This window comes from Pseudomonas sp. P4_C4, assembly GCF_056402055.1.
The window spans coordinates 1-26,309 of sequence record NZ_JBFUID010000025.1 but is presented as its reverse complement, the minus strand read 5'-3'; the positions used below and the strand labels follow the sequence as shown (position 1 = coordinate 26,309).

Below are 26,309 nucleotides of genomic sequence, written 5' to 3'. Positions count from 1 at the left end.
AACACTCTGCCGGAGTGGGTAAAGAAACTTGAGGACGGGGGCTATACATCAGAGCCAAGGTGGTCCTGCTTCACCGCCGCTCTCCATCCGTGTCGCATAGACTTCGCCGATCACCAGAAAAAACTTCTAAGAGATGACCAAAGTCCGGTTTTTTTTGGGAACATTTTCTATTTTGACAACGCTAAGCTTCCCTTCTGTCGATCCGCACTCGTGATCGTCAAAGACGCGACGAACGACGCGTTCTTCCATGCACCGCGTTCCGAGCGGGCGCGTGGCTCCCTTGACCAGATCCTGCACTGCCCCGCCATACTTCGCGGCCCATCCGGCCGTGCCTCTTCAACGAACGCCAGGGCCCGATATGAACATGGCAACACTTTCCACGAGACTCGATACTTTCGACCGCTTGAGCTTGATTGACGTGGTGACACCGCTGCAGCGGCTGTCGCGGCTCTCGGCCCACGTGGGCCGCGACATTTACGTCAAGCGTGATGATTTCACGCCGCTCGCAATGGGCGGCAACAAGCTGCGCAAGCTCGAGTTTCTCGCCGCGGATGCGATCCGCGAAAAGGCGGACGTGCTGGTGACCGCCGGTGCCGTCCAGTCCAATCATGTCCGGCAGACCGCCGCGCTCGCGGCACGACTCGGACTGGATTGTGTGGCGCTGCTGGAAAATCCGCTCGGGGACACGCACGACGATTACCTGCAGAACGGCAACCGGCTGTTACTCGATTTGTTTCGCGTGTGCGTGCATGACGTCGACGAACTCGACACCGCGGACCAGCAGCTCGAGACTGCGGCCCAGCGTTTGCGTAACGAAGGCCGTCGCCCATACGTGATCCCGATCGGCGGCTCGAATGCGCTCGGCTCGCTCGGCTACGTTCGCGCGGGCCTCGAGCTTGAGCAGCAGATCTCAGCGGCGGGGCTCGACTTCTCGGCCGTGGTGCTCGCGTCCGGCAGCGCGGGCACGCATGCCGGTCTCGCATTCGCGCTCGCCCATGCATTGCCGTCGCTGCCCGTGATCGGCGTCACGGTATCGCGCACAGAGGCCGCGCAGCGTCCGAAAGTGCAGGGTCTCGTCGAGCGCATCAGCACGCTGCTCGACGTCGAGACGCCGGCCGGCATGCGCATCGACCTGTGGGACGAATACTTCGCGCCGCGCTACGGCGAACCGAATTGTGCCGGCCTCGACGCGGTTCATCTGCTCGCGCAAACCGAAGGGCTGCTGCTCGATCCGGTGTACACCGGCAAGGCGATGGCTGGTCTGCTCGACGGCATCTCGCGCGGCCGCGTAGAAGGAGACGGACCGGTGCTGTTCCTGCACACAGGGGGGGCGCCTGCGCTGTTCGCGTATCGCGACGCGTGCCGCGCTGATTGATGCGCGACACCGTCTCCTTGCTCCAATAACGCAGAACGCGCCGCCCGTCGACGTGCGGCGCGATCGCATCATGTCGTAACAATGTAATCGGTCGGTAATGCGGTCGTGCGCTTGATCACCTCCATTGCGAACGCCGAGCTCACGTCCATCAGCTCGACGCTCTTGATCAGCCGTTTGTAGACGTTGTCGTATCCGGCGATATTCGGCACGACGACCTTGAGCAGGTAATCGACGTCGCCGCTCATCCGGTAGATCTCGATGATCTCCGGAATCGCACACACAGCCTCGACGAAATGCTTCGTCCACTCATCACCGTGCTGATTCGAGCGCACCGTCACGAATGCAGTGAGCCCCAGGTTCAGCTTGGCCGGATCGCATAGCACGACCTCCCGGCAGATCACTCCGTCTTCCCGTAGCTTCTGCAACCTTCGCCAGCATGGCGTCGGCGACAGATTCACCGCCTTCGCCAGGTTGTTCAGACCGACCGTCGCATCCGCCTGAAGTATCGTGAGCATCTGTGCGTCGCGTTTATCCATATTGCCTCCGAGTTAGAAATTTTTTCCAATCCTATCTTGATCGACGACATTCTTTGGAAACAATTTTCGTCTTCGCGCAATTAATATGACTTCAAGCACAGCGACTGCCGCGACGATGCGGCGCTGCTTGATTCCCCTCGATTGAACCGACGAAAAAGGATCACGCCTTGAACACCACGTATTCGACCGATACCGTTCTGGTCCACGAGGGCCGCACGCACAACCAGCTCGGCGCGCCGGTGAACCCGCCGGTCTACCGGCAATCGACGTTGCTCTTTAACAGCCTCGAGGCACTGAAGACTGCGAGCGGCACGCCGAACGCATATGGCCGCGGTGGTAGTCCGACCACCCGCGCGCTCGAGAACGCGCTCGCCCGTCTCGAAGGTGCGCATCGTGCAATGCTGACGCCGAGCGGGCTCAGCGCGATCACCACATCGCTGCTCGCGGTCCTGGGTCCCGGCGACCATTTGCTGATGACAGACTCGGTCTACGATCCAACTCGTGCGTTCTGTGCGGAGACGCTTGCGCGTCTCGGCATCGAAACGACGTACTACAACCCGTCGATCGGCTCGGACATCGCAGCACTGATGCGTCCGAACACGCGCGCCGTTTTCGTCGAGTCGCCCGGCTCGCTGACGTTCGAGGTGCAGGACATTCCGGCGATCAGCCGGATCGCGCATCGGTACGGCGCAATCGTGCTGATGGACAACACCTGGGCCACGCCGCTGCATTTCCGTTCATTCGAGCATGGTGTCGACGTGTCGATTCACGCGGCGACGAAATACATCTCCGGGCACTCCGACGTACTCATGGGCGTGATCCTCACGACCGAGGCACTTTTTCCGAAGATCAATCGCTTCTATCGGCAGTTCGGCATAACCGTGAGCGGAGACGACGCGTATCTCGCACTGCGCGGCCTGCGCACGCTGTCACTCCGGCTCGAACGGCACCAGCGCAACGCGCACGCACTCACGGAATGGCTCGCGCAGCAGCCGGAAGTCGCTCAGATCCTGTACCCGGCACGACCTGATTCACCTGGGTACGCGCTGTGGAAGCGCGATTTCACGGGTGCGAGCGGCCTGTTCGGCGTGGTGCTGAATCCGCAATCGGACGAAGCGATGCGCGCGATGCTCGACGGCATGACCTGCTTCGGCATGGGCTATAGCTGGGGCGGTTTCGAGAGTCTGATTCTCCGGTCGAACCCGGCGAACTCCCGCACGGCGACGCAATGGCCGTGGGAAGGCCCACTGCTGCGAATTCACGCTGGCCTCGAGCACCCGGATGACATGATCGCCGATCTTAAAGCTGCATTCTCGCGGCTGCGCGCCGCCGCTCTGACACCAATGGAAGCCTGACCCGCCGCGTGCGCATCGCCCACACATCACCTCAACGTTCAATACCCACCCACAGAGAGACAACCATGAAAGACAAACTGCTCATACTTCGTCCAGGCTTCTTCAGCGGCACCGAAGGCCCGTTCTACTGCGGCGACTCGGTATCCGTCGAAGGCTTGCTGAGCTTCTGCCCACAGCTTCGGGACTTGGTCGACGTCGAGTACATCGATGCGCCGCGTCCGCGCAACGCAATCGTCGCGCTGATCGGCGAAGACAACCAGTCTGCGCCGGTAATTGTGCTCGGCAATGGGCAGGAGCCAAAGGACGTGTCCGTTGCGGTTCAGGAGTACAACGGCACGCGCTTCATCAACGCGCCCGACGATATCCGGCGCTACCTGTCGTCACAGTACAGCGTCGCGCAAGCGTCGTGATCGGTAGCGCTCAGGCGCACCCATCACAAACGGCCCGCCGCACCTAGTGACGGCAGGCCGCGGGCCGACGGTTCGCTAACGAGCCGTCGGCCCATTCTTTTGACGCAACCGCAACCGCAACCGCAACGGTTTGCTCGGCGCACATTCAGCGTGATGCTGCTCTTGCGATTTGGTCGACACGGCCCCGCTTGTATGCCGACTTTCATCGTCAAGGGTGATGTGCGCCCGGGGAGGGTGCAATTGATTGTAATTGACGTCCGGTGCTGCTGCGGGTTGGGGTTTATTCGGGGTGGCGCATTTACTTTGGACTACTGAGGTATCGCCCCAGATTCAGAAGCAAGGTCAGGCTGATGGTGGGCTTATTGTGCGGAATGCTTGCAGCTGCGTTCATGATTTTCGGTGTTCGTCCGCTTAGTGTCAGCATCGCTTTATTTGCGCCCAGCTTCATCGCAGCAACTATTCTGGTCGTGCTGATGTGGAGCAGTCCTGCTGAAAACCAATGATTATAAACGTCAACCTTACGTGCCATGCACTGAGGATTGAGCCGCCCTTAATTTCGTGACATACCGAATGTCCGCTACTGGCTGTGGATTCAACCGGTCATGAAGCCGAAATCAAGCTGAAGAACGTGCTCGGCGATGTTTGCGCAACTATGAGGACTTAACACTAAAGACGCTGACTTAAGACGGCGGTAAAGAGCCAGTCGCGGTATAAGCAGGAAAAGACATCATCGATTCTGCTGGCGGATGCTCGTAGGTCGAGGACAACACGGCGCTGAGTTGATCGCCCAACGGGTCCCAAGCGCGCGTCTTCTCTTCGGCATAGTCGTGATGCAGGTAGTGGCGCCTCACCCGCGAGCCGGCCAGCACATGATTTTGGCAACGATCGATGACATCCTGGCTGACACCTAAGGCTTGCATCATGGTCGCGCCCGTGCGGCGCAGGTCATGCGGTGTCCAGTCACCGTTCTGGCCGTCGGCAAGGACCAGGGTATCGTCGTGACGCCGCCTGGAGAGGGCCTTGCGGTTTTTGAACCGGGCCTGGCAATCACCGACCTGTTTGCTCACCACCTTTACGTCTACATGCCCATTATCCTGCTTGTTGGGAAAACACCACTGGGAGTCGCCCGTCAGGGTCTTGAGTTCCTGAAAAAAATGCAGGGCGAAGGGCGAGAGGAGGACATGGTGGCCCTGTTTCTTGCCGCGGGTGCCTTTGATGTTTTCACTAGGGAGGAACCAGGTCTGTCGGTCCAGATCGACATTTTTCCATTCGGCCTGCAGCAACTCGCCAATTCGGCACAAGGTGCCCAGGCTAATCCAGAGCGCGAGTTGAATTTCTTTTTTTAACGGCCGAATGCCGTCGTATTTTTGGCCGGCGGGGAGGGCGATGTAATCGGCGGTCATTTGCTGGAAGCGATTGTGCAATTCCAATAGCTCCGCCGGTGAAAGGATCCTGCTTCTTTCGGCCTCGTAGTCGGCCGGAATCAGGGGGGAGATGTCGACCAGTTCCGTCGGGTCGCTCTCGACCAATAAGGCCCGCCAAGGTTAGCGCTTTCTGGCCCAACTGAACATCTGGGTGAGGTCGGCGAAGAAACTGATGGCTTCCCGTGCCGCGAGTCATCTTGGAACAGGCGTCTGGATCGGTCAGTGAGACCTGCTGATCCGGCGATTCGTTGAGCTGAGTTTCGATGACCTGAAGCTCTTTCATTTGAGCCTTCAGCTTTGCGATTTTTTCTTCCAGCCGCACGGCCCTAGGCTCAGACGATGTGGATTCTTGCTGATCGCGAGTATCGAGCGCGGTCAGGTAACGGTTGATGCTCGATTCAATTTCTTCCATTCACCGCTTCAGTTTGGCGCTGGTGAAATTGCGGTCGCGGTTGTTGACGGCCTTGAATTTACTGCCGTCGATGGCGACCAGATTTTCTCCGAAAAGTCCCAACTGCTGACAGAGCACAACGAACTGGCGGCAGACACCTCGGATGGCCTTGCTGTTGTCTTTTCGGAAGTTGGCGATAGTCTTGAAATCTGGCATCAAACGCCCGGTCAGCCACATCAGCTCGATGTTGCGACGGGCTTCTCGTTCAAGGCGTCGGCTCGACGGAATGCGGTTGAGATAGCCGTAGATGTAGATCTTCAGCAAGATTGCGGGGTGGTAAGCAGGTCGACCAGTATCGGCTGGAACGACGCCTTCAAAACCCAGATTGACTAGGTCGAGTTCGTCGACGAAAACGTCGACTACGCGCACCGGATTTGTGTCACTGACGTAGTCGTCAAGGCTTTCGGGAAGCAAGTTGCTTTGTCCGCGATGCTCACCTTGAATGAAACGTTTTATGGGCAATCCTGCATTAACACTTTGGGCAATCATAGCAATGTTAGCCGGGTCTTCACGTACTCTGACGTAAGCACGATATGCTACTGAATTTGGAGTTGAAGGGCTTACCCATGGAAGTAATTTCAGCGCACCGATTTTGTGAAAATCACCGCACCCAAATTGAAGCAAGTGATCGTTGTGGCTGTTTTTACTGCTTAAGTGTGTTTTCGCCCGTAGAAATCACAGAGTGGGTCGACCTGGATACCCCCCGCTTTGTGTCCGAAGTGTGGGATTGACTCGGTCATCGGATCAGCATCCAACGTGCCGGTTAACCCACAGTTTCTTTCGAAAATGAACGAGCACTGGTTCTAAACGATCCCATCATTCGATGGCTTCCGTTCTGTTTGGCATCTACACAGAGCGTGGTTTGAACCAGTGCCGTACGTTGCTGCTGATCGACTACGTTTTTACACACTCTGGACCGATAGCTGCCTGCCACGACTGGCTGAAACCGCCCGATTCTGTTGAAAAAGTAGCTCCCCTGTCTGGCCTGCGGCAAAATCTCTGCATTGGCCAGCAGGGAAGCACGCAGCATGATGGGACAGTTATCGAGTGGGCAGGAGCGGCTGTTTTACTCGTTCAACCTTGAAGAGCACATTCCCGCCAATCACCTTCTGCGCAGCATTGATCAGTGTCTCGACCTGAACGAGCTGCGCCATTACCTCGCCGATTTCTACAGCCCGATTGGGCGTCCGTCGATTGATCCTGAACTGATGATCCGCATGCTGATCGTCGGCTATTGCTACGGCATTCGCTCCGAGCGGCGGTTGTGCGAAGAGGCCCATTTGAACCTGGCGTATCGCTGGTTCTGCCGGTTGAGCCTTGAAGATGAAGTCCCCAACCACTCGACCTTTTCCAAGAATCGACATGGCCGTTTTCGGGACAGTGATCTGTTTCGCTGGCACTCCACGCGCGCATGGGGCTGCCCTTGCGATGCTAATAAGTAAGATTGAGGAAAGGATTGTCAGTAGGGACAGGGCTCAGAAGAGTTTCAGCATTTTGCAACATGTAGCCATTGAGGGAAGCCCTCCGGCGGGGGCCCTGCACTGTGCAAGTCCATATGTTCTGCCCGTTTGGTCGTTTGAGATGTACGCCTAAGTGCTCAAAGTGACGTTGAGTGCGCCGCCAAGCATCGGTCTTGTCGTCCCCTGCAGATAGCTCAGGGTGCTCCGAAGCGTAGAGCTGGAAAATGCCGGGTGTGACCAGGTAGAACGTGCCGTCGACTGTGTGAATCTTTGCCTTACAGTCGTTGACGAGCAGACGATGGCTTTGGATCCCCTCGCGTAGCCAGTCGACAAAGGCCAGCCCTGGTGCCTCGCGGGGTGAAGCAGTTGAGGATTTCAGTCCTTGAGCGCTCGATTCATCCTCGTGCTCAACCGTCTCTTGCAACATATCCATCAAGTCATCGAGATAGTCGAAGTCATGGTTCGGAGGTAAGGGCTCTGGCGTTTCCTTGGCCGAAGTTGCTTGTGGCCGATCCAAGGCCGACTCGATAGCTTCACCGCTCGGCACGGTATTGTCAGCAACGAGCTCAACTGTTCCTTCAAAGCATCGGGGCCGGCTTTCATCGGCCCAGATCAGGCTCGGTTGGAGACGCAAGAATGTGAAGCGATGCTGCCATCCTTCGTCTGACACGGTTGCGCTCCATACCGCTTTGCCTTCTGGCGTGGTGTCTACCAACCCGTGGGATTGCAGTTCATCGAACATGGCAATGTTGGAGGAGGGGATGCCATTTACTGCCTGGGCCAGGAGGTAAGCGCGAAGTTTGTCAGTTGCGGTCTTGCTGACTAGCCACAGATGATTTTCGGTGAGCCAGCCAGCAGCCCCGGGCTGATTGAGTTTGAACTCGTTCTTGACCAGATGGCGTAAGCCAGTCAGCAGGTGATGCTGAAGCGACCGAGTGGGCGCCTGTAGTGCCTTGGTGGGATTGGCTCCGATGTTCTGCGCGGTAGATACCCGATCAGCTTGCAGCACCAGCTCCCCCAGCGTCGCGGCGTATTCATAGTGGTTGGCCAGCAACGACAGCAGGTTGCCCCATAGAGTTGGGTAACCGCTGAGCCAGTCGAGCAGGCGCGGCGTCAGTATTTGGGTGTAGAGCAGCCCAGCGGCCGCAGCATGTAGCTGGTAGTCGCGCCCTGTCACGTAGCGGAAGCGGTAGGGCTTGTTCAGGGGGCCGTGCCACGGATGCCAGAGCTCACCATTTTGGTACTCCACCTGCAGGTCGACGGCAATCTTGCCGATGTCATGGAGCAGGGCGCCATAGGCGATGGCGGCGCTCCAGGCGTCGGTCTGCGCGGCCTGGTCTTCGGGCGCGGCGCCGCTGGGTAGCAGGTACGACTGGCGCAGTTTCAGGCTGCAGGCCATCAGCTCCAAACCGTGGTCCAGCATGCCTCCCGGATAGGCATGATGATGGCTTTCGCTGGCAGGTAGTTGCTGTACATACTTGGCGTAGCGGTGGATTGGATCGAGATAGAGCTGATCGAACTGAGGTTGGGAAAGGGCGGTGTATTGGCAGATGCGCTCGAGCAGCCGCTTCCGGTGATCGGCGGCAAGGAGCGATTCTGATGACTCAGGCAAGAAGTAACCTTCGGCGACAAGTGCTGGCGCGGGGCTGGCGGCGTTGCCTTTTTCATGTTTGAGCCACCAGCGCATCATCGCAATACCTGCTTTGTACCTGGGAGGTCCTTTTGCCTTTTCGGATAAGCCTCTTACCCTTGCAATCCCTTCCATTGGCGCCGTTATCCTTTACTGTCTTTGTCCTTTTCGCGAACGCGAAAATCCGAAGGCGGGAGCGTCGAGTTAGTCGGTCGATCAGGATAGCCGGTCCCTTTTACAGGGGGTAAACTGGCCGGCATCATTTTTCGGAGCAGGGGCGCTGATGACGCTTACCGATGCAGTGTTGATCGTGCTGCTGGTCGACCGGATTCATGGAACTGACGTTGCCATTCGCTCAGCTGCGAAGCGCTGCGCGAAAAAGCTGCCACGTGGTCAGCGCGATATTTTGTTCAAAATTGGGAATAGCCCTGCACCTCGGCAACTTGTGGGCCACCTGTGCCAATACTTGGCAGAGTGAAAAGTCAGGCAGATCTGTTAAAGCTGGACACCAGACGAGCCGCAGTGAGGATCAAAACCTCGGCTAAAGTGCGGGTCTCAGATACTATTCCCACACTTGTCTCATACTAGGAAGAGCCCATGTCTAAGCTTGCCGAATTCAAAGCGCTGGAAGCGCAGCTGGCCGCGCAACTTCAACAGCTGGATGCGATGAAAAACGATTCCGGGCTGAAGCAGGAAATCGAGTTTGAACAAAAACTTAAGGCCTTGCTGGAAGAGTACGGCATGAACCTGCGGCAGGTGATCACCATTCTTGATCCGTCCAAAGGGGTGAGCGTAAGTACCGCCGGCGCCTCCAGCAGCGTCCAGCGCAAGCCTCGTGAGATCAAGCGCTACAAAAACCCGCACAGCGGTGAGGTCGTGGAAACCAAGGGCGGCAACCACAAAGTCCTCAAACAGTGGAAGCAGGAGCACGGCTCCGACACCGTCGAGAGCTGGTTGCAGTAATCAGTCGTCCAGTTATAGCGGCGGATGACCGGCGTTGCAGGCAAAACAAAGGCCCCAGATGGGGCCTTTTTGATGCTTGAGTGAAGTCACGCCGTTAACCGTTCAGTCGTTTCAGTGGCCTGATCGGACTGCAGCGCCAGTAGGTACTCGGAGGCTTCACGTGCCTGGCCGCTGGCGCGGAAGATCGCACGCTTATCCTCCTTGAGTATCTTCAGCCAGGACGCCAGGTACTCCTCGTGACGTAACTCACCCTGGGTACCGGTCAGCGCACAGAGAAACGCTGCGCCCATTTCCGCTACCAGTTCCTCGAAGGCGTACGCCGCGGAACCAAACGCGTGCCCGCCAGTGATGCCGTCGCGGTTGAGGCGCGAGTGGTGACCCGACCAGTGCGTCAGCTCATGAAGGGCCGTTGCGTAGTAGCTGCCGACGTCCTCGAACTGTGCCTTGGTAGGCAGTTGGATGAGATCCCGCACCGGCTGATAGAACGCGTGATCGCCGTAGCGATGCTCAATCCGCGCCCCACTGGCGACCAGTAGTTGCTCGGCAGGGGCATGATCGACGAAGGCTGGCTGGTCGTCACGCTCATCGTGTTTTTGCTCTTCGGCAGGCAAGTCTTCGGTCTGCTCGATGTTGAACAGGCAGTGCATCCGCAGGAGCGCGAACTGCACCATTTTGATGTTGCCCTGTTCATCACGAACTATCTGCCCGTCTTCGTCGTGCGCCTCCTTGCTCATCGGTTTGTACAGCACCGCGAGGGTTGATTGCTCCCCCTTGCGAACATGGCCACCGGCTTTGCGCGCCTGGTTGAACGTGAGCCAGCGATCCTGGCGGAAACCACGCAGGCGCGCCTCGGCCCACAAGAGCGGAATGTTGATGCCAGCGTAGGGCCGCCGGGTGATGGCGTTGATGGGGAAAGGGGAGTCTGCACTCGAGCTGGTGGTTGTCCAAGGTTTGATCCAAGGGATAACTCCTTGACTCAGGGCGCTGACAATCTTGTTGGTAACGTCTAGGTAGATATCGGACATGACGTTCTCCGGTTGTGAAGTGGGAACGCTGCCCGGCCGGGAAGGGTTCCCGGTGGGGTAGAGGGGCAGTGGATGTGCTGACGGGTCAGATGGCCGCGATGTCTACAGCGATCTCACTTGGCAGACGGATGAGCAGAAAAGCTGGGCCACTGCGAGGTGTGATGCGAGCCAGCTGTAACAGCGTTGAGTGTTCGACTGCTGATGAGTCGTCGCTCTGTGGATGATCGAACCGCAGCTCGATTGGACACTGCAAGGTGCGAGGCGCTGAAGTCAGGGCGCTGTTGAGCAGGGCTACCAAGCGCTGTGCTGAGTGTCCAACGGGGTCGTTGCCTGGGGCAGGTTCAATGACATGTCGCCATACACCTGGGCTCAGCACAACGGCAGTGGAGAAGAGCTTCTTCCTGGACATTGGAACCTCCGGGTAGCAGATCCCGCGACACTTCAGCTGAGATGCTGGTGTAGATTTTATCGCTACAAATAACGCAGCGAGCAGGGAGTCTCCATGCATTAAAACGCGTTCGACCGTAGGGTCAATCTACAATCCAGACGTCTACAAGCGCAGCATTCCATCGCATTCCAGGTAAGAGTATCGACCTCAAGTTCCAGATAAGCGGTGATCTCCAATCGGTTAGGAAGTGCCGTGAAAGATGTTCCAGAAAGGCTCGGATAGGGAGCCCCTCTGGAAATTTGACTGACTCTCATCGGTGTTTAGGATTTGCCGTCGGGGCAACCTCGATGGCTAGGTACAGGTGGGTGGACGTTGCCTCCACCACCAGCGACCTGCTGTCCCGCGAAGACTTGCCAGGATCGGATCGTCGATGTCGAAGTACTCGGCAAAATCATCGCCACCCAATTCATCTCGTGCGCGATTCCACCAGGAATCGAAGTCGTCGACGTCTGGGTTGCAACCGGTGGCGTAGGCCACGCATTTGCGGCCGCCTCCATCCGGTTTGTTCTCGCCGGTCTCGGCCATAAGGTAGACACCATGGTCCTTGACCAATATCACTCTGCAGCCATTTGTACGGGCTTCGGCCAACACGGCGTGTAGTTCAGATCCTGTAAAACGCAGCATGATGAGATCCTCCAGAAGGTGCGGAGGAATGCCTCCCGTGCGGGAGAATTCCCTGCACTGGAATGGATTGAGAAGGGTTGCATCGAAGAGCAGGCTTGGTGAACCTGGGGATTGGAAGGCGTTCATCATCGCAGGAGCGATGATCGTGCGAGCTGCCGAACGCGAATCGCATTTGGGGACAACCATCACCAAGGTGACGTAGCCTCGAAGGTTATGGCTACCTAGGGTGCTGGAAACCAGCAATTGCACAGTCGGTTTATCAAGCGAATCGACGTAGCGTCAATGGTGTTTTTAGTTTGAATGAGCTGTTTCGATCCATGCAGCCCCACTGACGATTATTAGCGCCGTCCAGGCGATCAACGGTCATGGGCACTAGAGAAAGAGGAGTAAGCTAAGGCTTGGATCCAAATTCTTGGTGGTTACTTGTCCACGAGTGCAGAAAAGGAAAGGGAGGCACTCAAATGACTACTCCAGCTTCTTCTACTTCCTGCCGTACCCCATTCGGCAAGCCTTTAGTTCGTGCTGCAGTTCGTGCGGGTCGCCTGGTGAGTCAACTCGAAGCGAGAATTTTGCATTCCCGTATTTTCGCTTCCGTGCCCTTTAAGTATCGGCAAATCGGCTTTCAGAGTCTCAAGGTAATACTCGTGCTTGCCGCTGTATCAGTTGCGATTCTCTTGGCGATCGGAATGATTGCTTTATGGACCATTGCGGCTCTGCCCATTATTGCTGATAAGCAACCTCGTATTCACGAAGTGAGCCACCCCCAACATCAACTCAAGTATCCCGAGCTATACGACGATAATGGGGCGCTCAGGTAGCAGGCTATTTTAATCTCCGGGCTCCAGATATGAGCTGAGAGGAGCCCTTCTCTGCTTGGACCTGAGCAGCTTCTGTTCCTCGAGTGAGGAGAGTCTGGACACCACTGCCCACGTTGTACCCCGCCCAGCTCATCGCGCCGAGAAAGAACATCGGCAGTACCAAAAACATCGCGCCCATGACGTACTCGATCACTTGTGCGGTCACCGTCCCATCCATGAAACCAGCGGTCGGCAACGACAAGAGCGTCTGGTCCGTGGCAGATACCTGGTTGTACAGCGTCTCCAGCATACTTGAGTCGATCCAGCGTGCGAGCTCCCACCAGAACGTCAGCATGTGCAGGGTAAACAGTGCGAACGTGACGGTCATGAGTGCCTTGAGCTGGTAGGTGCTGATCAGCAATACCAGCGGCAGGCTGATGATCGTGCCCATGATCAGAAAGGCCTGGACCATCGGTAGTGCGGCGCGCAATGCATTCATCGCCGGGAAATTGCTGAACGAACCCAGGGCCAGCCCGGTGTTCGTCGCCAGGTTGTTGAGTCCTTGCGTCAGTGATCCGCCCCGGGCGCTGCTGCCGTAATCCTGGAATACCTGTCCTGGTGCCATGCTCAACGATTGCTGTCGCGGGCTCACCAATTCGCGAAGGGTGGCGTCTTCGATCTCGGTAGTCGTACGCCCGGTCAACCAGCTTCGCAGGCGCGAAATCAGCGACGGATCGACCTCGGCGACCAAACGATCACGCAGCCCGACCGTTGCATCGCTCCACCATTCCTTGCAGGTGGGAAAGCCCGCGCCGTTATCGAGCTGGGGCAGGGAGGCATCCCGGGTCTCGTCGTACGGCCAATCAACCCTGGGCGTTCGCGAGCGATCGGTGTCGTAGTAACCCGGCGTGTTAAGCATGTACGTCGAGCCAATCCAGGACGCGTCATAGCTCTGCGACTCGTCCAGTTCGGGGCGTTTGGTGAACAGCCGCGAGCGCGAGAAGCCGTAACAATCCCGGGTAAAATCGGCGACTTCCTGCAGCAGCACCTGGTCGTTGATACGCGAGGTGTCGATCTCCATGCGCATCGCACGGATGTCGGGCGCGCACGGAATCGACGCGGTAGCGGCCGCCGTGATGCCTTTGCTCATGGCATGCACGAGGAACCACCACACCGGCACATTCGCTGATTTCTCGCCGATGGTGTTGAAGGTTGTGCCCCAGGCCGTTTCGGTGGGCTTGGTCATGGAAATACCACAGCGTTGGCTCGCCGTATCGTCGAAGGTCACGGAGGACAGGTTCAGCGGAAAAAAAGGCATGCAGCCAAACAGGATGACCACGTAACTCATCCACAGCCGGTTCTCGACGCGAGGGATCGACAGCAAGCCCTTGTTGCCCTCGTCAGCGCCTTGTTGGCGAGCGGACAGCCATTCCTGCAGGATGATCGCACCAAAGGGCGCGGCGAACAGCCCAGTGTCTGCCAGTGTGTTCCAGATGCCGTTGTTGATGATCCAGGCCAACAGCGACAGGTAGTACTCGAGGTAGCTGTTGGTGCTCATGCTCATGATTGCACCTCACACGCGAAACAGTTCGACCAGGATGATTGAGCTGAAGCCGATCAGTCCCAGGGGTTTGAGCCGTTGCTGGTCTGCAGGCGCCGGCCGCAAGCGCAACGCCGCGGTCCAGCCTGCGAGGATCAGGGCATACAGCAGGGCACGCCAGGAGGCGAGGTAGGGCGTAGCGGTGCGCGCCTGCCCGAACCAATCAAGCTGGGCACCTGTCAGCTGCAGTGCCATCCAGGCAATCAGGAGCATCAAGGCCATGGCGCTGAGGATTAGCAGCACATGGGCAAGAGTGGACTTCACAGTAAACAGCTTCATGGTGTGCTCCTCCCCTGGTCCGCACGGTGCAGTCGGTCCGACTCCGGATCGCGTTGATCGATGCTCCGGGAGGCGTCGGCGCCTCCGGCGTGGCGATCGAGGACCAGGCTGGCGGTGTTGGTGGCCAGCGACTGGCGTACCTGCAGCTCCGTTTGCAGCAGGCGTATCTCACGCTCCAGCATTTCGACGTTACCGTTGAGGGCGTGGGTGGCGGGCTGCGCCGACGCGACATTAGGTTCATGACTGCCGGCCAGGAATGTGCGCTGCAGCAGCATCGCCTTGTAGATCACGCTCGACAGCGCGGTCTCGCTGGCCAGGCGCCGGGCCAGCAGGTTCTGGTCGGGATCGTCGCGCAGGCCCTCGATGACGCCGCGGGACACCTGCAGCAAGGGACTGGAGACTTTGCCAAGGTTCTCCGGCGTGGGTTGCTCGGCGCCCGACAACATTCGTTGCAGACCCTTGAGGTGTTCTGTGTAGGTTTCCTGGATCAGCGGCGAGAGGCCTGCCCCGGCGGTAACGCGCAGCGTCTCGCAGTCATCGCAGGTTGCCACCTCGGTTTCACCAAGCACGCGGGTGGCCCATGCGGAGGCCTCTTCGGGGCTCGACCAGGCCTGGCAAATGGCACCATTCTGGCAACCGGAACCGACGGCCGATGCGTCCTCGACCGTTCGGTTGTGCAGTAGGTTGTAGCCTGCCTTAACGACGTCCGAGGTCACCCGTATGGGTTCCTGACCGTTACCCCCCGCTTTCTGCCCACCGACCCAGCTGACACCGTTGTTGCCGTTGTTCGATTCGGTATCCTTCACCGCCACCACGGCATCACCGTCGGACTGCTCGAGGTTTTTCTGCATCTCCTGGTTCTGCGCCAGTGCGCCCCAACCGGCCTGGTCCACCTTGTCGGCCATTTTGGCCGCCATCGCCTGGCAGGTGAGCTTTGAGCGGTCAAAGTCGATGCGCCCCTGCAGTACGCCGTTGCTCAGCAGCTCATACAGACCGGGATTGGCGCGCTGAATGATCATCGCCGGCAGAGACATCACGGCCTGTGTGGCATTCTCGATCACATTGCCCATGATCTGCTGGAAGCCTTGGGTGGCGCCATTGAGCTGATTCTGCAGAGTATTGGAGAGGTTCATGTTTCCGCACATCATGTTCGCGCGCCAGGACATGCCCACGCCAAGGCCATTGGGGCGGTAGAGCGAGGAGGGGGACCCCGTCGCCGATCCGCCGCCAATGGTGTACATCACGCGGTCATCCAGGACCTGGGCCTGGTCACCAAGGTGGTAGCCGTTTTCTGCGGCATAGCCGACGGCACTTACGAGGGCGCACACCAACCCGAGCGAGAGGGTATTCATCATTGGCCTCCATCAAAGTCGATGCTGAACAGGAAGGTCTGGCCCATCCGCTGGCAGCAGTGGTAAGGGCGCCAAAGCGACCAGGCATAGGCGCCGTCGGCGCTCTGGATCGTCGGGCTGGGGAAGATGGTGCAGGTGGTCTGGATCACCGGGGCGAGCAATTGCCAGCGGTGGTTGTTGATGTTGTTCTCCATCACCGGCTGCGGCGGCCAATAGCCGGGAGATGGCATCGGCTGCAGCGGCAGGTAGACATGCGGCTGGCCGACGCGCGTGATGAAGTCGCTGGCACGCTGGGCCATGACGGCGGATGCTTTGAAGTCGTCAGGCTGCACCAGAAATCCGTGCCGCGGATAGACACTGCCCCACATGTTCCCAAGTGCCTGGCTGCCAATCTCGCGCATGCCCGGAATGAGCGCTTGTGGGTAGATGGATTCGGGAACGGCCTGACGCCAGGCCAGCGGGTCGAGCGTGCTGAGGTAGTATGGCGCAAGGGGAGTCGCCCCACTTGGGCACGCATAGCCGAAGCCATGCGCAAAGGCTGTCAACGCCGAACCGCCGGGATGCCCGATGCCGTCGACATTCTTGAACCGGGGCAGATTATCGCGCTGCTTCGAAGGCGTGATCAGGTTGCCACCCCCTTGTGACGCCGGTGTGGGCATCGACAGTGCGGACACCTCGCCCCAGGGATTGCCGCCTGTGTCGGAATAGCTCGATACCACCAACTCGGGAATAAAGTGGCGGACCTTGGGCGAGGTCTTCACCGTGCAGCCAAACGGTGTACAGAGCAGCCAGAAGCAGATCCCGACGACCCGGTACTCCAGGCACTGCAGCGAAGTGACGGAGGCGATGATGGTGGGGGTAGTCAGTGCCGCGCACTGCTCGACCGCGACGAGCAGTGCAGCCGCGGTGAAGGCTCGGCCACGGCCAATCTTCCTGGACTTTGGCGATCTGCAGCGGGTGGTGGCGGTCACGATCATGGGCAGCGCTCGACATGTGGCAGCGGTGTGCATCCGTGCGCCAAGCTTCAGCATCCAGGATCCGACCGAATAGGACGGCGGACAAACCGAGGCCGGAGTGATCGGTTTTGTCAGTCACCGGGTTGAGGGCCGCAAATTCTGCAAAATCACCGAAGGAGTACAAATGTACTCATGCCGATTTTTGTTGATTGAAAGTCTTTTGAAAGTCGCCGGCGCTCGGGTGTTCACGACATGCCGCGTAACCGATCGATCTCCGCCGCGACCTGGAGGGCGGCGTCCAGCTCGGACTGTTGGTGCTGTTCCATCAGTCGCCAGCGCTGAGCTTTTTCCTCGGGCTCGGTCATGGCTAGGGCGAGGTACAGGCTCGGCGGCACCGCGCGAAACAACGTCTCCAGGTTCTTCGACAGGACCACGCCCTCGGTGTATTTGCCCGAGGCCTTGCTCGCGGAAAGCAGTAGGGCCTTCTGAGCGGATGTGAGCTTTTTAAAGCGGGCAATCTCTTCAATTTCTGCCGGTGGCATGTTCAGACAGATCCACCACTCGATCATGTTGAGCATGGTCTGGGCTGCATCGGGGAAGTCGGCCAGGTTCTGCGTTGCCATCCAGAACCACGCGCCGAGTTTGCGCCACATCTTGGTGCCCTTGACCACAAACGGCGCCAGCAGCGGGTTCTTGGTGATGATGTGGCCTTCGTCGGTGACCATGATGATCGGACGACCGAGGTACTGATCGCGTTCGGCGAGGTTGTTCACCGTGTTCATCAGGCTGATGTAACTGATCGACATCTGCGCCTCGTAGCCCTCACGGGCATAGGTGGCGAGGTCGACGATCGTCACATCGCTTTCTGGCCAGGGTGTGCCTGGCCGGTCGAAGAGGGCACCCTCGAAGCCTTGGCAGAACAGGTCGATGGACTCGGCCATCTCCTGCGCCCGCTCGCGACGCTTGTCGGGCAGATGGGCGTCGCTGGCGACCTGGCGCAGTGCATCGCGAATGTGGCGTGTCATGACCTGCTGCTCGGTGGCCGCGCAGTGTCTGGCGGCATCCAAGATGCACTCGCGGATCAGGCTGCGGTCTGCCCGGGTCAGCCGCGCCTCTTCCTTGGCTTCGCCGCCGGTGATCATCAGGCGGGCAGTGATTTCCAGCTCGCCCAGCACGTCGCGTTGCTCATCACTGTCCGTCACGGTTTCATCCAGGTCCTCGGTCGACAGGCTGGCCACCTGATCGGGCTGTTCGATCAGACGGCGAGCATCGGCGAAAGGCGCCAAGCTCAAGCCACTGCCGGGTTTGAGCTGAACCTTGTTGACGGACAGCCCAAGGGTGGCGAAGTAGTCGCCCTGCAAACCGAAGGAATTACCCGCTTCGACAATGAACAGCCGCGGTCGATACACGGCCATGACCTGCATCAATATCGAAACCAAGGTGGCCGACTTGCCGGCGCCGGTCGGACCGAACAACAGCAGGTGGCCATTCATGGAGCGGTCGAAACGCGACAGCGGGTCGAACGACAAGGGCGCACCACCACGGTTGAAAAAAGTGAGGCCCGGATTGCCGGTGCCGATGCTGCGCCCCCAGAGGGGCAGCAGGTTGGCGACATGCTGGGCAAACAGCAGGCGGGTGTACCAGTTCCGCGTGTCTCGAGCCGGGTTGTAGACCATCGGCAACCAGCGCAGGTAGCTGTTGCACGCCGCGACTTCGTCACCTTCACGCACCGGCTGCAGGCCAGCGCCGAGCAGCACGTTGGCGGCCTGGGTCGAACGCTGGCGCAATTGCTGTTCATCGGCACCGCGCAGGTACAGCGCCAAGGTGCCGCGGTACAGCTTGTGCTGGCGGCCGATCAGCGCGCGGGCCTCTTCCACGTCCTGGCGGGTTTGGGTCGAGGCGAGGTTCTCGCCGATGGCTTTGCGCGCCAATCGGTTGAGCTGCTCCTCGAGCACATCCTGAGGCGTGATTACCAAGGTCAAACACATGACGGCCTGCTCGGGTAACTGATCGAACAAGGCGTTCAAGGCCTCGCCCTTACGCGTTTCGCCGGTCAGCTGACCGATATGGGGCGGCTTGCGCAGCTTGTCGACCACCATCACCGTGTGCGGTTGCTGATCGAAATACCACAGGCCCTGGTCGCTATCCGAGCGTGGCTCCTGAAAGAACAGTCGCTCGGCAAAATTGTGGTCGAACGGCAGCGGCAGTCCATCGCCGTCATCCTCCTCGGGGTAGGGCACTTGACGATAAAACGCTGCGGGTGATTCGCCGGTGAGGGCAGGGGCCGGGTTGAACCAGGGCAACAACCAAGTGTAGAAGTCGCGCCCGGTCAGACGCCGCGGGCTGACCCCGCAGGCCTGCAACGAGGCGACCAGACGGTCACACGTCCGGCTCAACAGCTGAGCCGGGCTCTGCGTATCGTCGTCACCTTGATCCCCCAGCCAGCGATAGACCACTAGCCGAATCCGCCGATTGCTGCCGCGCCAGGGCAGGTGAGACACGATATGGTCGTCGAACAGTCCGCCCGGTTTGGCGATGGCGTCGAGGTGACGTTGCATCGACGCGAGGAAAGCCTCGGTGAACGGCGTGCCTTGTGCCCGTGGCGCGACATAGCGCTCCAGGCGTTCGAGGTACGGGGAAAAGTCACTGTCGTCCTGGCAGAAGAACTGCACCACCCAGGGCGTCTGGTCGAGCTCGTCGAAGCTGTCCTGCAGTGCGTCTTCCAGGGCGTCGCGCGCCGCCATCAGCCACTCGGGCTCACGGCCCTCAGTGCCGATCGGCTGCAGCTCAAACACGGCGCCCACCGAGCGATTGTCGTCGAGGAGAAAACACTGCTCGTCCTCAAGGTATTCGACCCAGGGCAAGTGGTCGGTGAAACTGGGATTGTGTGCGTACTGGGCCGCCTCATCGGCAAGGGTGGCGCGCCGACGTTGCGCCGCGCGCCAGGGTTTCCAGCGCGGCAGCTCGCGATTCGCGTCATCGACCATCACAGATCTTCCAGTCGCTCGCCGGGCAGCGCGTACTGGACCTTCTCGTACAGCGGGAACACGGTCGAGTAGCCAGGCACCGGCGTCTGCTGGGTGCCGGCCAGGTGCGGATAGACATACATCACCAGGTCGGGGTTGGGCAGGCGCGGGAACTGGTTGCGGATCTCGTTGGCGGCCGTGCGGGTGTAAGCACTCTGATCGCTGATCAGCCGCTCCGGATCGAGCATCGGCCTGCGCAGTTCGCCGCGGACCTCCTGCAACTGTTGCTGAGTGCCAACCGAGTCACTGTTGTTCCAGATGTCCAGCATGGTTTGATCGCCATGAGGCAGCATTTCATCTTTGCTGGTGGAGCAACCGGCCAAGTGCAGGCTGAGCAGCAGGCTAATCCAGATCCAGTACCGAAACGGATGGGCTTTCATGATTCACTCTCCGGCCTTTGGGTTCGTAATCGATGCTGATTTCATGGTCCAGGTGCAAGGCCACCTTGGCCCCGGGTGGGACGTAGATGGCCGCGAAGGCTTCACCGTAGAGCTTGTTGATCCATTCACGGATGTCGCCAATGCCACCACTGATGACCGAGTTCAACGCGCTGTTGCCGCTGTTCTGGGTCAGGCCCAGGTTGCCGCTGGCCGAGTTGATGAATGAGGTGTTGGTCTGCTCACTGCCCAGGGCCGCGGCGAAGCCGGCACCGGCCGCAGTGATCAGGCTTTGGCTCCCCAGGTACTGCTGGGCATTGGAGCGGCGTTCGCCGGAAATACAGGGAATGCCGTAGGGGTCGGAGATGTACCCTAAGCCGCCCCGGATCTTCTCGGTGCCCGAGGTCTGGGCGCTGCTGCGATTACGGCTGACGACTTTTTGCGGCTGCGGCACCGTGCGAACGGTGCCGTCGCTGAAGACAAAGGTGATCGACTCGACCTGGCCGCGCACGCAAGACAACGTCCAGTCGCCCGCGGCAGTGCCACTCATGACCGCGCCAACCACGTCGGGCAGGTCGATGCCGTTGGCGGTGAGGTTGTCCGGCCCCACCAGCACCTTGAACGGATAGGGGTCGTTCACCGTGCCATCCACCGGTACCCGGCCAATCAAGGCGCTCATGGCGATGGAGCCCATCAGCGTGGAGTTTTCGGGAATGGTGTAGACGGGCCTGGCCCCTTCAGTGCGATCCTGGTCGTTTTCCAGGTCGCGCTCGCCCTTGGTAACGGCACGTAAGTGGTCCTGCCCACGGTCGATCGCGTTGTTGTCCAGACCGTGCAGGTCCTTGAATTTCGACGTGAGTGTCGACAGCGGCCCACCGGATTTCGTGGCATCCTCTTGCCTGGCGCGCGCATTTGACGGTTCGATCCACTGCACCGCGTCAGCCGATGCTTGCGCGTCTGAAAATTGCTGCTCGTCACCTGGCTCGAGACCAAAGCCCGCGGGCAAATCCGACTTTGCTGCGGGCTTGCCGGTGAGCTGGTCCTTGAGCCTGGACAGCAGCCCCTGGGTCTCGCGGTGCTGCTGCTCGGCCTTCTGCCGGGCATCATTGGCCTGCTGGCGCTGTTCGCTGACCTGCTGGGTGACGCTGCTCAACGTGCTCTGGATGCGGCTGTCGATATTGCCTTCACGCGTGCGCAGCCGGGTGTTCTCGCTCTGCAGGCCATCGTTACCCTTCTTCAACGACAGCATCTCGTTGCGCATCGCCTTGACCTGTCCAATCAGCGTGGCCACGGTGTCGCGCGGGGTGTCGCCCGCGATGCCGAGAGCCTTTGCCTGTTCCGGACTGAGCGTTGCCTTGTCGGGATCATGAGCGGGCTGGCCAGTGGGTACGGCCACCCAGGATTTGCCGATGATCAGTACGATCCCCAGCAGGACGCCGGGCACCAGCCATTTCAGCAGGCTGTTAGCTTTCATGATCGGCAGCCTCCGGTGCTGGCGGGGGCAGTAGCAGCGCGTGCTTCAGGTCGCCGCCGCGAGTGACGAGGTAGGCCACGGTGGTGTCTTCAGGCGTGCCGGCACGGCCGAGGTCTGCGTGCTGGAACGTCGCGGCGTACAACGTGGCCTGCAGATGACGCGGGTCCAGCGAGACCTTGCCGGGGCCCCGGTTCACGATCTTTACCGCTGTCACCCAATAGTCGCCCAGCCTCCAGGCGGCGAGCGCCTTGATCGATACGCGCTCGGTGGGCAGCAACGTGTTGAATGCAGTGGCGTCAATCAGCGGCATCCGGCGGACACCGGGCAGTGGCGTCACGGTTCGCAGTGGTGCATAGAGGTTCTGCGCCGCATAGCGGGTGAGCACCACCGGAACCGGCGTCGCGGCAGGTGCTGCGTCCTTCGCGGGTTCCACGTCCGGCGCCTGAGCCTGGGCCACGATTTTGACCGGCTCCAGCGCCACGCTGCCGTCGAGCGCTTCGATGTCGATCAGTATGATGTCCCCGGACTTCACCGACTGCAGCTGCAGTCGCGTAGGGGGAAGGGCTTCCGCGGCGCGCAGGTACACGGTTCCGCCCACGGACTGCACGCGCAGCTTGCTGGCGATTGCACTCGGCAACCCGACGCGGACATCTTCATCCAGCATCAGGATGCGTTCCTGGCCAACGGTGAGCGGGACGGCCAGCGGCAGGCGGTCCCAGTATTTGATCTCGACGGCGCCTGCGGTTGAGCACCAACCGGCAACCGACACCAGGATCAGAATCAAGACACGCATCATCACGCACCTCCGGGCAGTGTCAACTTTTGCGGTGTGCCTTCGTAGCAGTCCAGGGCCAGGCCCCACTTGTTGTGCTCAGGGTCGACATCGAAACGCACCACGCGCAGCGGATAACGCACCACCACTCTTTTCACCGGCTCGGCGGCGTAGTACTCGTCGGCATTGAGGTCGAGCTTGACCAGCCAGCTGCGTGCATCCAGCTGCTTTACCCGCAAATTGGGATCGTCGCTGTAGCCACGGCCCAGCACTTCGTACACACCGCGCACCCGGCCTCGTAGCTCGCCCGCCGCCTTGCGGTACTCGAAATCGCCGTCGAAGAAGGTTTTGCACGCCGGGGTGAGGTAGGGTTGCAGGGCGAAGATGGCGCGGTGGTAATCAGCCTCACCATCGGAGGGCCAACGGTTGAGTTGACCGAAGATGTACAGGGCGAAGGCATAGATGTTTTCGGGCGGCACATCCCACCATTTTCGCGTGCTCCCGGAGCGCAGATCGGGTGGCACGTGGACGGTCAGTTCAGACGGGGCCGACTGCCAGCCGTACCAGAGCCCGGCGCACAGCACTGCCAGGATCGCCACAGCTAGGCGCAGGCTGAGGATATGCGCCTGCTGCGCATCTACCTTATTACGGAAGCGGCTCATGCGGCGGTCCTCACATGCCGACGCGTACGTCGGACGGTCCACGGACCGGAGTGCAGGATCAACTGGTTGGTGCCGATGCCCCAGTGCACCGCCAACTGCCACTGCAGGCGCCGGTACAGCCAGGTTTCGGGGCGGGCGCGCTTCGCCCGGCGCAGCAGCTTGCCGCCGCCGAGCAGCACCAACGCCATGCACAGGAACATGCAGGTGGGGAGGGTGGCGATGGAGGCGGTCGCTACCGCCAGCGGCGCACCGAGGATCAAGCCCAGCGTGGCGCCGACCATCAGCGCGACCCACATTTCGTCGTTGGTGAGGCCACGGAGGACGGCCGGGTCACGGTTGAGGCGCTCCGGCAGGAAGGTCAACGTGCCGTCAGGCAGGGTTGGAGGGGTATCGGACATGATGACCTCACAAAATCGTGGCGGCTTTGGTCAAGAACCACAGGATCACCACTACCAGCAGTGCGCCGACACCGACTACGGCGCCGAGGTCCTTCCAGGTTTTGCGCTGGTTCTGTACGTCGGCGTAGACGGTGAGCGAATGCCAGGCCACGCCCAGGAACGCAAGGGTGGCGATCAGCAGCCCGAGCAGGATGCCGCCGTCGTAGGCGTAGTTCTTGATGGTGTCGATCAGTCCCGAACCTTCGCCGCGGGAAGGCGCTTCCATGGTCGGTAGATCAGCCCAGACCAGGGTCGAGCTCAGCAGAACTAGACCGCCGAGCAGGGCCTTCAAACAGGTTTCCCGCAGAAAAGCGAGCGAGCGGTGACAGCGACGGGAGAGGTTCATGGCAAATCTCCTGGTTTACGACAGCATGAAAAACATCAGCACGATCAGGGTGAGGGCAAGGCGCAGCGTGCTGCCGCCGAGCGACCCGAAGTTGATATTGCCGGCCGCCCAACCGCGGTAGCCGGTCCACAAGGCCCAGGCGCACCAGAGCAGTGCCAGCATCAGAACCGAGGAGCGCCACAACACCGAACTGAGCTGCGGGGTAAACCCGGAAACGGCGGAGAACGCGGCGAGTTGGGCGTCAGTCATGCTCATCGGAAGGGCTCACCTGAGGTGCCTCAGCGCGATAATTACCGATCAGCTCGACCAGGTCGGCCGGCTGCGCCCGTGAGGGCGAAAGGTAATTTTTGATGCCGTGCCGCACGCGTTCGAGGTCCGCTGCGACCCTGGGGTAGTCGAAGTGATAGCGAGCCCCATCGGCATCAGGCTGACTACTGCGCGCGCGTTCTGCCAACTGTTCGATGACAGTGATCTGCCGCTGCATGAGGCCAAGGTCCGAGCGCTCGCGAACGTCTTGAGCAGCGACGCTGAGCGGTACCAAGCAGGCAAGTAGCAGCGAATGAATTGAAGGTGTCATGGGGAAATCCAGCCGAGAATCTGGCATTCACCCTGATGTCTCAGGTAGGTTTTGGCATGAACTAAAGGGATCTTCGGGCCTTCACTTTAGAAAAACCAAGCAAAGGATCGGTATCGTCGTATTCCAGGAACACCTGTGATGTTCAAGCCTTGCGCTTAGAGGGGTGCGATTTATATCTTCATTGGATACGAAATATTGGACTTAGCTAGCACTATGTTCGTTGGTTTAGCGGTGAAGCCAGGAGCGTAACGGCCGGCTTTCCTTCAAATGCAGCAATCGCTCCACCTGAGACAGGCTTTGAGCGGCTAGAGCTTCATTTGGTGATGATGAGTGGTGCTCAACTGAAAAAATCCTGCCAGAAAATTGCTCGCCCTCTACGCTCACTGACCGCAACGGTGGAAAGCAGCTATCGGCCGATTCATTTGAAAAAAGTGATCAGATCGCCTCAAAAAGTGGCACATTGCTATTGAAGTCGTGTTCTCGAACCCTCACTTGGTGGAGGACACCTTAATACTCGGTCAGGGATTAGAGCGATAAAATGCCTACAGCCTTATCAGCATCGTCAAACAGCATCACACCGCCGGCCGCAACCAATTTTAGCGACCAGGAGCTGGCCACTTGGTTGGAAGGATGCCTTGCTCAAAAGCATCGCGTCGCTTATGTCACTGCAGGGTACGTCTGCAAATTCGTTGATCTCGATGAAGCGAGTCTCACCTTGCACCCCGCGGATCCGGGAGCAAAAGCCAAAGCAAATCTAAAAAAGCTAGCTACCAAGAACTTACTTTCCACTGTGGACATGAGCCAGGCGGCACTAACTGATGCCCTCACCGTTGACAGCGCTTGGGCATTTATACCAGTGCAAAGTAAACCCCAAGTGGATCATTTCATCGCGACCCGCGATGGGATGCTCGGTAGAACCACTGGAAGGGGGCAAGATATCTCCGAAAGAACGGCGCAAAAGGTTTGGGCTGATGCAGGCGCAAGATGCATGTTCGAAGGCTGTGCGCATGACCTGTCAGAGATTGCCCTTTGGACCAGCGCTGCACGAGTCGGGTATTTGGCACACATCGTTGCATCGGACCCTGAAGGCCCTCGGGGTAGTCAGGCTGATTCTCACCGACTCTCCAATGTTGTCGAAAACATCATGTTGATGTGTGATGAGCACCATCGTCTGATTGATTCTTTTGCACCTCAGTTCTACACCGCAGAAATCCTGAACGACATGCGCAAATCCCACCGGGATATCGTACACAACTATTTGAATTCATTGGCATTCCAGCGTACAAAAGCGGTGACTCTGCACGCGAATCTGGCGAACGTACCGACCTACTTTCACGACTCCGAATTGATTGAAGCCATTGTGGCGACCAGACGAGCCATGGAGCCCGGCGTTATTCATTACGTGCGTCGTAAATCACAGCGCGATGATCGTCATCTACCAGAGTTTTGGCACCAATATTTAAGAGAGCACGAACATCATATTCGGGAGCTCGTCACTGGATTCAACTCCAGTAGCGGTTTGAGTACTGAAAACCTTGCGATCTTCCCTCTACACCATATCCCCACCTTGGTGCTGGCCGGTCGAGTGATGGGTGAAGCCCAGGCTATTCAGGTCTTCCAGTACGACAAGGTCCGAAGGACCTGGGCGTGGGACTCGAAAGCGATTGCTCATGCTCCAGGTACTTTCGGCGTGAGCTCACTGCCTTCGGGGCGCGCCGACGAAGTGTTCATAACACTCGAGCTGTCGGCAAGTATTGATGAGGATTCGCTGTCTGCGGAATTTAAAGCAGCGGTGGATTCTGGCCAGATGCCTTGGATTCGCGTGACTACCTCGAAGACGGGAGCAGACTGCATCGGGTGTCCAGAGGATCTTGAACAATTTTCGCAAGCTGCACGCAAGGCCATTGTTCACGCCCAAGACGTGATGAGAGTTCAAAAGGTGCACCTTATTGC

General features: G+C 59.3%; 24 protein-coding genes and 4 pseudogenes. 9 read left to right on the top strand and 19 right to left on the bottom strand.

The features are described from left to right. Positions 1-364: 364 nt before the first annotated feature. On the top strand, positions 365-1,375 hold the full coding sequence (locus AC1DXW_RS14875) for a D-cysteine desulfhydrase (RefSeq protein WP_477760149.1): 1,011 nt from the start codon (positions 365-367) through the stop codon (positions 1,373-1,375). A 68-nt stretch (positions 1,376-1,443) separates the two neighbouring features. Here the strand turns inward: AC1DXW_RS14875 and AC1DXW_RS14870 are convergent, their stop codons facing one another. Then, positions 1,444-1,911, bottom strand: a complete 468-nt coding sequence (locus tag AC1DXW_RS14870) for an Lrp/AsnC family transcriptional regulator (protein ID WP_477753373.1) — start codon at positions 1,909-1,911, stop codon at positions 1,444-1,446. 167 nt (positions 1,912-2,078) lie between these two features. Between AC1DXW_RS14870 and metC the strand changes: the two genes are divergently transcribed. From metC to AC1DXW_RS14855, 3 genes are all read left to right on the top strand, one after another. Continuing rightward, positions 2,079-3,266, top strand: coding sequence for a cystathionine beta-lyase (gene metC, locus AC1DXW_RS14865; RefSeq protein WP_477753372.1), 1,188 nt, complete (start codon positions 2,079-2,081; stop codon positions 3,264-3,266). Positions 3,267-3,331: 65 nt separating this feature from the next. Then, a complete protein-coding gene (locus AC1DXW_RS14860) occupies positions 3,332-3,676 on the top strand; it encodes a DUF3088 domain-containing protein (RefSeq protein WP_477753371.1) in 345 nt (114 codons plus the stop codon). 350 nt (positions 3,677-4,026) lie between these two features. Beyond that, positions 4,027-4,179, top strand: coding sequence for a hypothetical protein (locus AC1DXW_RS14855; RefSeq protein WP_477753370.1), 153 nt, complete (start codon positions 4,027-4,029; stop codon positions 4,177-4,179). A gap of 177 nt (positions 4,180-4,356) precedes the next feature. On the opposite strand, the pseudogene AC1DXW_RS14850 reads toward AC1DXW_RS14855, so the two are convergent. Together AC1DXW_RS14850 and AC1DXW_RS14845 are read right to left on the bottom strand one after the other, a co-directional pair. Further along, positions 4,357-5,289: pseudogene (locus AC1DXW_RS14850) on the bottom strand (site-specific integrase); the annotation flags it as partial. Beyond that, positions 5,279-6,007 (bottom strand): annotated as a pseudogene (locus tag AC1DXW_RS14845) (transposase); the annotation flags it as partial. The pseudogenes AC1DXW_RS14850 and AC1DXW_RS14845, both read right to left, overlap by 11 nt. A gap of 572 nt (positions 6,008-6,579) precedes the next feature. Here AC1DXW_RS14845 and AC1DXW_RS14840 point away from each other — a divergent pair. Then, a pseudogene (locus AC1DXW_RS14840) lies at positions 6,580-6,945 on the top strand (transposase); the annotation flags it as partial. Positions 6,946-6,982: 37 nt separating this feature from the next. On the opposite strand, the gene mobH reads toward AC1DXW_RS14840, so the two are convergent. After that, on the bottom strand, positions 6,983-8,701 hold the full coding sequence (gene mobH, locus AC1DXW_RS14835) for a MobH family relaxase (RefSeq protein ID WP_477753369.1): 1,719 nt from the start codon (positions 8,699-8,701) through the stop codon (positions 6,983-6,985). A 223-nt stretch (positions 8,702-8,924) separates the two neighbouring features. Between mobH and AC1DXW_RS14830 the strand changes: the two genes are divergently transcribed. Beyond that, positions 8,925-9,119, top strand: coding sequence for a DUF7740 domain-containing protein (locus AC1DXW_RS14830; RefSeq protein ID WP_069557600.1), 195 nt, complete (start codon positions 8,925-8,927; stop codon positions 9,117-9,119). A 119-nt stretch (positions 9,120-9,238) separates the two neighbouring features. Next, positions 9,239-9,604 carry a histone-like nucleoid-structuring protein, MvaT/MvaU family gene (locus AC1DXW_RS14825; RefSeq protein WP_218497794.1) on the top strand — a complete coding sequence of 122 codons (366 nt, stop codon included), beginning with the start codon at positions 9,239-9,241 and terminating at the stop codon, positions 9,602-9,604. Positions 9,605-9,690: 86 nt separating this feature from the next. Here AC1DXW_RS14825 and AC1DXW_RS14820 read toward each other — a convergent pair whose 3' ends face one another. Together AC1DXW_RS14820 and AC1DXW_RS14815 are read right to left on the bottom strand one after the other, a co-directional pair. After that, a complete protein-coding gene (locus tag AC1DXW_RS14820) occupies positions 9,691-10,629 on the bottom strand; it encodes an ArdC family protein (protein ID WP_477753368.1) in 939 nt (312 codons plus the stop codon). Between the two features lie 698 nt (positions 10,630-11,327). Then, a pseudogene (locus AC1DXW_RS14815) lies at positions 11,328-11,701 on the bottom strand (DUF3085 domain-containing protein). Positions 11,702-12,162: 461 nt separating this feature from the next. Between AC1DXW_RS14815 and AC1DXW_RS14810 the strand changes: the two are divergent. Beyond that, positions 12,163-12,519 carry a hypothetical protein gene (locus AC1DXW_RS14810; RefSeq protein WP_477753367.1) on the top strand — a complete coding sequence of 119 codons (357 nt, stop codon included), beginning with the start codon at positions 12,163-12,165 and terminating at the stop codon, positions 12,517-12,519. A gap of 4 nt (positions 12,520-12,523) precedes the next feature. Here the strand turns inward: AC1DXW_RS14810 and AC1DXW_RS14805 are convergent, their stop codons facing one another. From AC1DXW_RS14805 to AC1DXW_RS14745, 13 genes are all read right to left on the bottom strand, one after another. Further along, positions 12,524-14,062, bottom strand: coding sequence for a conjugal transfer protein TraG N-terminal domain-containing protein (locus tag AC1DXW_RS14805; RefSeq protein ID WP_477760148.1), 1,539 nt, complete (start codon positions 14,060-14,062; stop codon positions 12,524-12,526). 9 nt (positions 14,063-14,071) lie between these two features. Continuing rightward, the gene (locus AC1DXW_RS14800; protein ID WP_477753365.1) at positions 14,072-14,377 is read right to left on the bottom strand and encodes a hypothetical protein; all 306 of its coding nucleotides are present in this window, start codon (positions 14,375-14,377) and stop codon (positions 14,072-14,074) included. Beyond that, positions 14,374-15,729: an integrating conjugative element protein gene (locus AC1DXW_RS14795; RefSeq protein ID WP_477753364.1), complete on the bottom strand. Its 1,356-nt coding sequence runs from the start codon at positions 15,727-15,729 to the stop codon at positions 14,374-14,376. The genes AC1DXW_RS14800 and AC1DXW_RS14795 overlap by 4 nt, the downstream gene beginning before the upstream one ends. Continuing rightward, positions 15,729-16,706: a TIGR03756 family integrating conjugative element protein gene (locus AC1DXW_RS14790; RefSeq protein WP_477753363.1), complete on the bottom strand. Its 978-nt coding sequence runs from the start codon at positions 16,704-16,706 to the stop codon at positions 15,729-15,731. Before AC1DXW_RS14790 ends, AC1DXW_RS14795 begins: the two co-directional genes overlap by 1 nt. 224 nt (positions 16,707-16,930) lie before the next feature. Next, positions 16,931-19,672: a conjugative transfer ATPase gene (locus AC1DXW_RS14785; RefSeq protein ID WP_477753362.1), complete on the bottom strand. Its 2,742-nt coding sequence runs from the start codon at positions 19,670-19,672 to the stop codon at positions 16,931-16,933. Continuing rightward, positions 19,672-20,091, bottom strand: a complete 420-nt coding sequence (locus AC1DXW_RS14780) for a TIGR03751 family conjugal transfer lipoprotein (RefSeq protein WP_477753361.1) — start codon at positions 20,089-20,091, stop codon at positions 19,672-19,674. Before AC1DXW_RS14780 ends, AC1DXW_RS14785 begins: the two co-directional genes overlap by 1 nt. Continuing rightward, entirely contained in the window at positions 20,054-21,562 is a 1,509-nt protein-coding gene (locus tag AC1DXW_RS14775; protein WP_477753360.1) for a TIGR03752 family integrating conjugative element protein, read from the bottom strand. Before AC1DXW_RS14775 ends, AC1DXW_RS14780 begins: the two co-directional genes overlap by 38 nt. Continuing rightward, entirely contained in the window at positions 21,552-22,358 is an 807-nt protein-coding gene (locus AC1DXW_RS14770) for a TIGR03749 family integrating conjugative element protein (RefSeq protein ID WP_223527621.1), read from the bottom strand. Before AC1DXW_RS14770 ends, AC1DXW_RS14775 begins: the two co-directional genes overlap by 11 nt. Next, positions 22,358-22,996: a PFL_4703 family integrating conjugative element protein gene (locus AC1DXW_RS14765; RefSeq protein WP_150752604.1), complete on the bottom strand. Its 639-nt coding sequence runs from the start codon at positions 22,994-22,996 to the stop codon at positions 22,358-22,360. The genes AC1DXW_RS14770 and AC1DXW_RS14765 overlap by 1 nt, the downstream gene beginning before the upstream one ends. Then, positions 22,993-23,394: a TIGR03750 family conjugal transfer protein gene (locus AC1DXW_RS14760; protein ID WP_223527618.1), complete on the bottom strand. Its 402-nt coding sequence runs from the start codon at positions 23,392-23,394 to the stop codon at positions 22,993-22,995. The genes AC1DXW_RS14765 and AC1DXW_RS14760 overlap by 4 nt, the downstream gene beginning before the upstream one ends. Positions 23,395-23,401: 7 nt before the next feature. Beyond that, a complete protein-coding gene (locus AC1DXW_RS14755) occupies positions 23,402-23,779 on the bottom strand; it encodes a TIGR03745 family integrating conjugative element membrane protein (RefSeq protein WP_223527617.1) in 378 nt (125 codons plus the stop codon). A gap of 15 nt (positions 23,780-23,794) precedes the next feature. Continuing rightward, the gene (locus tag AC1DXW_RS14750; protein WP_223527615.1) at positions 23,795-24,034 is read right to left on the bottom strand and encodes a TIGR03758 family integrating conjugative element protein; all 240 of its coding nucleotides are present in this window, start codon (positions 24,032-24,034) and stop codon (positions 23,795-23,797) included. Then, positions 24,021-24,356, bottom strand: coding sequence for an integrative conjugative element protein, RAQPRD family (locus AC1DXW_RS14745; RefSeq protein WP_477753358.1), 336 nt, complete (start codon positions 24,354-24,356; stop codon positions 24,021-24,023). The genes AC1DXW_RS14750 and AC1DXW_RS14745 overlap by 14 nt, the downstream gene beginning before the upstream one ends. Before the next feature lie 538 nt (positions 24,357-24,894). On the opposite strand from AC1DXW_RS14745, the gene AC1DXW_RS14740 reads away from it, so the two are divergent. After that, a partial coding sequence (locus tag AC1DXW_RS14740) for an SAVED domain-containing protein (RefSeq protein WP_477760147.1) occupies positions 24,895-26,309 on the top strand: 1,415 nt, incomplete at its 3' end.